At 68.8% G+C, this 6,888-nt stretch carries 5 protein-coding genes; 4 read left to right on the forward strand and 1 reads right to left on the reverse strand.

The window, feature by feature from the left end:
• The 4 genes from IJH84_RS25555 to secA all read left to right on the forward strand — a co-directional run.
• Positions 1-546 (forward strand): LpqB family beta-propeller domain-containing protein (locus tag IJH84_RS25555; protein ID WP_295149896.1); only part of this gene is annotated, 546 nt, incomplete at its 5' end.
• Positions 547-771: 225 nt separating this feature from the next.
• A complete protein-coding gene (locus IJH84_RS25560; RefSeq protein ID WP_295149898.1) occupies positions 772-1,518 on the forward strand; it encodes a ComF family protein in 747 nt (248 codons plus the stop codon).
• Between the two features lie 450 nt (positions 1,519-1,968).
• The gene (raiA, locus tag IJH84_RS25565; RefSeq protein WP_295149900.1) at positions 1,969-2,715 is read left to right on the forward strand and encodes a ribosome-associated translation inhibitor RaiA; all 747 of its coding nucleotides are present in this window, start codon (positions 1,969-1,971) and stop codon (positions 2,713-2,715) included.
• Positions 2,716-2,972: 257 nt separating this feature from the next.
• Positions 2,973-5,873, forward strand: coding sequence for a preprotein translocase subunit SecA (gene secA, locus IJH84_RS25570; RefSeq protein WP_295149903.1), 2,901 nt, complete (start codon positions 2,973-2,975; stop codon positions 5,871-5,873).
• 77 nt (positions 5,874-5,950) lie between these two features.
• On the opposite strand, the gene IJH84_RS25575 is transcribed toward secA, so the two are convergent.
• On the reverse strand, positions 5,951-6,361 hold the full coding sequence (locus tag IJH84_RS25575; RefSeq protein WP_295149905.1) for an Rv3235 family protein: 411 nt from the start codon (positions 6,359-6,361) through the stop codon (positions 5,951-5,953).
• Between the last annotated feature and the right edge of the window lie 527 nt (positions 6,362-6,888).

Consider the following 6,888-nt stretch of genomic DNA (forward strand, 5'->3'; position numbering starts at 1 on the left):
GGCGAGAACGAGGTCTGGGCCGTGGTCAACGGCCGCGACGTGTACCGCGCGGTGCGCAATGGCGGGTCGTGGACCGCGGCACCGGTGGACATCTCCGAGTTCGGCCGGGTCGGGGACATCAAGGAGTTGCGGCTGTCCCGCGACGGAACCCGGGCCGCGGCCGTGGTCGACGGCCGGTTGGTCGTCGCGGGCGTGGTGGAGAAGGACGGGCGGTTCGCGCTGCGGCACCCGGTGCAGCTGGGCGAGTACACGAACATCACCGGGGTCGACTGGCTCACGGACCGTTCGCTGGTGGCCACCACCGACAGCAACTCCTCGCCGGTCATGAAGGTGTCCGTGGACGGCTTCGAGTGGAACGAGTACGCCTCGGCGAACCTGAACCAGCCGGTGACCGCCGTGACCGTTGGGCCGGGACGCCGGGTCGTGGTCTCCGACCAGAGCGGGTTGTGGGAGGCCGGGGAGTCGGACCCGGTGTGGAGCCTGCTGGACGGGTGGCAGCTGTTGCCCGGGCAGAGCGGCGGTTCCATCCCGTTCTTCCCCGGCTGATCCGGCTTCTGACCGACCTGTTTTCCGGCTGGACCGGCATTCCCGGCTGACCTGGCGTTTCCGGCCGGCCCGGTCCGGAGCCGCGGGCGTGCGCCGACACGCGCGGGTGAGTCGGCCCGGTGGATCGCGCACGATCCCGGCATGACTCGATCGACATTGTCCGTGCGTCGACACGGGCCCCGAGGAGTGCGCGACCGCGCCTTCGGTGCTCCAGGCTTCTCCGGCTTGGCCACCGCGATTTCCGGCCTGGTGGACCTGATGCTGCCGCTGCGCTGCGCCGGATGCGGCGCGCCCGGAATCAGCTGGTGCCGCGGCTGCGCCCGTGAACTCGGCGGGCCGCGCCGAGTGCACCGGGAGCTGCCCGCCATCCCCGGAGCAGGACCCGACCCGCCGGTGTTCGCACTGGGCAAGTACCGCGGCGCGCCGCGCCGGGCGGTCGTGGCCTACAAGGCTTCCGGGCGTCGCGACCTCGCCGAACCGTTCGGCCGAGCGCTCGCCGGTGGGCTCCGCGCGTTGCTCGATTGGGCGGAGTCGCTGCCCGCCGGTGCGGACCCCGCCGACCGGCCGTCTGGTTCCCGCGAGGGAGCGCACCTGCGGTCGCCTTGGTACGTGGTGCCTGCACCGTCTCGGACGATCACCTCCCGTCGCCGCGGCGGTGCGCACATGACGCGCGTTGCGCACCGCGCCGTCGAGGAGCTGACCGCGCTCGGCCTGCACGCCTCGGTCGCGGACTGCCTGGTGATCCGTCCGGGAGCGCGCGACTCGGTCGGGCTCGACCCGGCACAGCGGCTGCACAACCTGAGCGGCCAGGTGCTCGCGCGGCCTTCCGGGCTACCTCCGCCCGGTGCCCCGGTTCTGCTCATCGACGACGTCCTGACCAGCGGCGCGACTCTGGCGAGCTGCGCGCACGCGCTGTCCGCGGGAGGCGCTCCCACGACCGTGGCGCTGCTGCTGACCGCGACTCCGGGGTAACTCGATCGGGCGTTGTCAGCTCGTACGGCGTGCGGGTGGAACTCAGCCCGGAACGCCATTCGTTGCTTGAGTGTGCGCAGTGCGGGCGGTACGACGACCGAAGTGCAGTGTCACGACGGCACGTGGCGCCCCGTAGTCGAGAGCCGGGCTATGTTCGCCCGATGGAGTGAGACGTGGTCGACGTCGAAGTTCGCGCAAGCACCGTTCAGTGCGTCCCGCATTCGCCCTCTCAGCCGTGCTCATCACGCTGGGTGGTGGCTTGACGTCGCTCGTCCCGGGGTCTGTTACCCGATCTCGAATCAAGCTAACGTGCAGCACATTCAGCTGTACCCGGGCTGTGGGAAGGAGTGAAGAACCCATGTCCCTGGCACCGGAGGCGAGCTGATCGCGCCGCTGTTCCGGTGCCCCGTGCGCATCGACCACGGATTACGCGAGGAACGGAGGTCGTGAATGGACATCGTCGTCAAGGGCCGTAACGTCGAGGTTCCCGAGCACTACCGGGAGCACGTCGCGGAAAAGCTGGCCCGAGTGGAACGGTACGACAGAAAGACCATCCGGGCGGACGTGGAGCTCAACCACGAACGCAACCCGCGCCAGGCGAAGAACTGCCAGCGCGTCGAGATCACCGTCAAAGGGCGTGGCGGCGCGGTGCGCGCCGAGGCTTGCGCAGGCGACTTCTACTCCGCCCTCGACTCGGCGACGACCAAGCTGGAGAACCGGCTTCGCCGAATGCACGACCGCAGGAAGGTGCACTACGGAAAGCGCAACCCGATCTCCGTTGCGCAAGCGACCTCGGCCAACGCCGAGCAGACCGTCGCCACGGCGAATTCCGGCGGCGTCGGCCTGCTGGAAGCGCCCGCCGAAGCTGCTGCTTCGGCAGGGTCCGGACAACAGCGGGAAGCGGCCGACGTGCCGACTGCCGGCGATCCCGGCACGGACGCGAGCAGCACCGCACCAGACCGCGCCGGGACCGTGCCCGAGCCGCGCTGGAGCGCGGAAACCCGCGAGGACGAACCAGGCCGGATCGTGCGGGAGAAGGAGCACCCGGCGACGCCGATGACCGTCGATCAAGCCCTCTACCAGATGGAGCTGGTCGGCCACGACTTCTACATGTTCTTCGACGCCGACACCGGGCGGCCGAGCGTGGTGTACCGGCGCAGAGGATTCGACTACGGGGTGATCCGACTCGCCTGCTGACCGAGCGGAGCCGGGCGCAGGCCGCGGCGGGACGCCGCAGGCAGGCATCGGCACCGCACCGGCCGTAGGCGACTCTGCGCCAAGGCCGGACCCCACCCGCCGTCCCCCGCGTACCGTGGTGCGCGGGGGACGGTTCACGTTCAGCGGCGCCACGCCCAGCCGCTGCGATCGAATGCCGCCCCTGCAACCGGCTCTAATACGATGACCATAAGGCGTCCGTGACGGGCGCATCACGATCAGCTAGTGAGGTCGACCGGATGGTCCTGTCCCGACTGCTCCGCGCCGGCGAGGGCAAGACGCTCAAGCGCCTGCGCGCCATCGCGGCGCACATCAACGAGCTCGAAGACGGAGTGGTCGCGCTCTCCGACGCAGATCTGCGGGCCAAGACCGACGAGTTCAAGCGCCGCCACCAGGATGGCGAGTCGCTGGACGAGCTGCTGCCCGAGGCGTTCGCCGTCGCCCGCGAGGGTGCCCAGCGCACGCTGGGTCAGCGCCACTTCGACGTGCAGGTCATGGGTGGTGCCGCGCTGCACCTCGGCCAGATCGCCGAGATGAAGACCGGTGAAGGCAAGACCCTGACCTGCGTGCTGCCTGCGTACCTCAACGCCATCGCGGGCAAGGGCGTGCACGTGGTCACGGTCAACGACTACCTGGCCAAGCGCGACGCCGACTGGATGGGCCGGGTGCACCGCTTCCTCGGCCTGGACGTCGCAGCGATCGTGGCGGACCTGCCTCCGGAGCAGCGCAAGGCCGCGTACGCCGCCGACATCACCTACGGAACGAACAACGAGTTCGGCTTCGACTACCTGCGCGACAACATGGCATGGAGCCTGGCCGACTGCGTGCAGCGCGGGCACTTCTTCTCCGTGGTCGACGAGGTCGACTCGATCCTCATCGACGAAGCCCGGACGCCGCTGATCATTTCCGGCCCTGCCGACCAGTCCTCGCGCTGGTACCAGGAGTTCGCCCGGATCGCGCCGATGCTGCGCAAGGACGACCACTACGAGGTCGACGAGCGCAAGCGCACGGTCGGCATCACCGAGGACGGCGTCTCGATCGTCGAGGACCAGCTCGGCATCGAGAACCTCTACGAGGCCGAGAACACGCCGCTGGTCGGCTACCTGAACAACGCGGTCAAGGCCAAGGAGCTCTACAAGCGCGACAAGGACTACATCGTCCGGGACGGCGAAGTGGCCATCGTCGACGAGTTCACCGGCCGCGTCCTGCACGGTCGTCGCTACAACGAGGGAATGCACCAGGCGATCGAGGCCAAGGAAGGCGTCGAGATCAAGGCCGAGAACCAGACCCTGGCCACGATCACGCTGCAGAACTACTTCCGGCTCTACGAGAAGCTCGCGGGCATGACCGGTACCGCGCAGACCGAAGCGGCCGAGTTCCAGGCCACCTACAAGCTCGGCGTGGTCACCGTCCCCACCAACGAGCCGATGGTCCGCGCGGACCAGCCGGACCTGGTCTACAAGAGCGAGGCCGCGAAGTTCGCGGCCGTCGCCGACGACATCGAGGAGAAGAACCGCAAGGGCCAGCCGGTGCTGGTCGGCACCACCAGCGTCGAGCACTCCGAGTACCTGGCGAAGCTGCTGACCAAGAAGAGCGTGCCGCACAGCGTCCTGAACGCCAAGCACCACGAGTCGGAAGCCGGGATCATCGCCGAGGCCGGGCGCAAGGGCTCGGTCACGGTGGCCACGAACATGGCCGGTCGCGGTACCGACATCGTGCTCGGTGGCAACGTCGACCACCTCGCCGACACCGAACTGCGCCGCCGCGGCCTGGACCCGGTGCAGCACCGCGAGCAGTACGAAGCCGAGTGGCCCGGCACCGTGGAGCGGCTCAAGTCGCAGGTCCAGGCGGAGGCCGACGAGGTCAGGGATGCCGGTGGCCTCTACGTGCTCGGTACCGAACGGCACGAGTCGCGCCGGATCGACAACCAGCTGCGCGGCCGTTCCGGCCGGCAGGGCGACCCTGGCGAGTCCCGGTTCTACCTCTCGCTCGGTGACGAGCTGATGCGCCGGTTCAACGCCGCGATGGTCGAGACGGTGATGACCCGGCTCAAGGTGCCCGACGAGGTCCCGATCGAGCACAAGATGGTGACCCGGGCGATCCGCAGTGCGCAGACCCAGGTCGAGCAGCAGAACATGGAGATCCGCAAGAACGTCCTCAAGTACGACGAGGTGATGAACCAGCAGCGTTCGGTCATCTACACCGAGCGCCGCCGGGTGCTCGAGGGCGAGGATCTCCGCGAGCAGATCCAGCACATGATCAACGACGTGGTCGGCGCCTACGTCAACGGCGCCACCGCGGAGGGCTACGCGGAGGACTGGGACTTCGAGAAGCTCTGGACGGCGCTCAAGGCCCTCTACCCGGTCCAGCTGGACTGGGAGGAGCTGCTCGAGACCGAGGAGGACGTGACCAAGGAGCGGTTGCTCGAAGCGGTCCTCGCCGACGCCCGCGACGCCTACGACCGGCGGGAAGCGGAGGTCGACGGCAAGGTCGGCGTCGGCGCGATGCGCGAGCTGGAGCGACGCGTGGTGCTCAGCGTGCTGGACCGCAAGTGGCGCGAACACCTCTACGAGATGGATTACCTCAAGGAGGGCATCGGGTTGCGGGCGATGGCGCAGCGCGACCCGCTGGTCGAATACCGCCGCGAGGGCTTCGACATGTTCCACGCGATGCTCGAGGCGCTCAAGGAGGAGTCGGTCGGCTTCCTGTTCAACGTGCAGGTCGAGGCGGCCGAGCCGGAGCCAGCGCAGGAGCCGTCGGTTCCGGTGTCGGTGAGCAGTTCCGACGGCTCCGACTTCCCGACCGACGTGCAGCAGGCGGTTCCGCAGGCAGCCGGTGCGCAGCCCGCGGGCGGTGCACCGCAGGCCGCGCAGCCGAGGTCGAAGCGTTCCCGTTCCTCGGCCGGTCCGGCGCTGAGCCAGCTCGGCGACGCTCCGCAGGGCGGTGACGGCGCGAAACCGCAGGCGTTCGGCGGCCAGGGCTTCGAGCAGCCGGACCGCAGGCTCAGCTACTCCGGTCCCGCCGAGTCCGGTGGTGTCGAGACCAGCGGGGAGCAGAACGGCGGCCAGTCCGGTCAGACCGGACCCCGCCGCGAGCGGCGGGCGGCCGCGCGTGAAGCCAAGAAGAACAAGCGCAGCTGAACGTCGCCTGACGCACGAACATTCCCTGCCCCGCGCTCGAGGAGCGCGGGGCAGCGGTGTGTCCGGGACTGGACCGCTCACACCGTGCACAGGAAGGTGCACAACCATCCGTGCGGACTCCTTTCCCAACGCAGCACGACCGCGCGGGTGCGCAGGTCGGATCCGATGACGGCGCAGCCTTCGACGTGGTCCGGCGTGATCGCGCAGGCGTGCAAGGAGCACAGCCGCAGACCCGGTTCGCGCACCAGTCCGCGGAACGACGGTGCGTTGAGCAGGTTCTGCACCGGGCGGGTGATCCGCGGGCGGACCTGGCTCAGCGGCCGGCGTCCGAGCAGCACGTCCACGATCGGTCCGCCCAAGTAGCTCGCCAGTGCCGAGGAAGTACGGCCTGCCGGCTGGTCACCGTGGTCGGTCGGTTCCGGCCGAGCGGTCGAAGCCGGATCGGCCGGTGCGGGCGTCGCTTGCGGGGCGGCAATTGCGGCGGTCATCGGATCTCCTGGAACGCGGGGCGGATCGGCCGGCACTGTCCGGGCCTCGCTTGGAAGAGGGGCCGACGCCTCGATTGCGGACAGCTTCGAGGCGGGTACGACCCGAAGGTGTGAGCCAGGGTCGCCGGCATCGCCGGGTAGAACCGGCATGACCTGCAGCTTCCTCGCTAGGAGGGGGCCTTGTTCAAGCGTCCGTCAGCGTCCTGTAGATTTCTCTTCGCCAGCGCGGAACGGGCCGGAAACGGACCGGGCGGTGGTCGCACCGGAACCGAGTGTTCGGGTGGTCCTCAACTTTAGAGCAGGTCGGTGCATCGGCTGACCAGGTGCGGGTGACCGCGAGGTCGACCCCCCTGAAAAAGCCGGAAAACGGTCCTGCTAAAGTAGAGAACATCAGCAAGACGAAGAGATGACTCCCCGGGGTTTTGGTGCCTGGTTGGTGCTGGGGTTCTGGTGTGGGTGTGTTCTTTGAGAACTCAACAGCGTGCCGATGATGGTGAGTGGTAGTACTTACTTTGTTTTTGCTCTGA

The organism is Saccharopolyspora sp., assembly GCF_017434145.1.
Lineage (GTDB): Bacteria > Actinomycetota > Actinomycetes > Mycobacteriales > Pseudonocardiaceae > Saccharopolyspora_C > Saccharopolyspora_C galaxeae.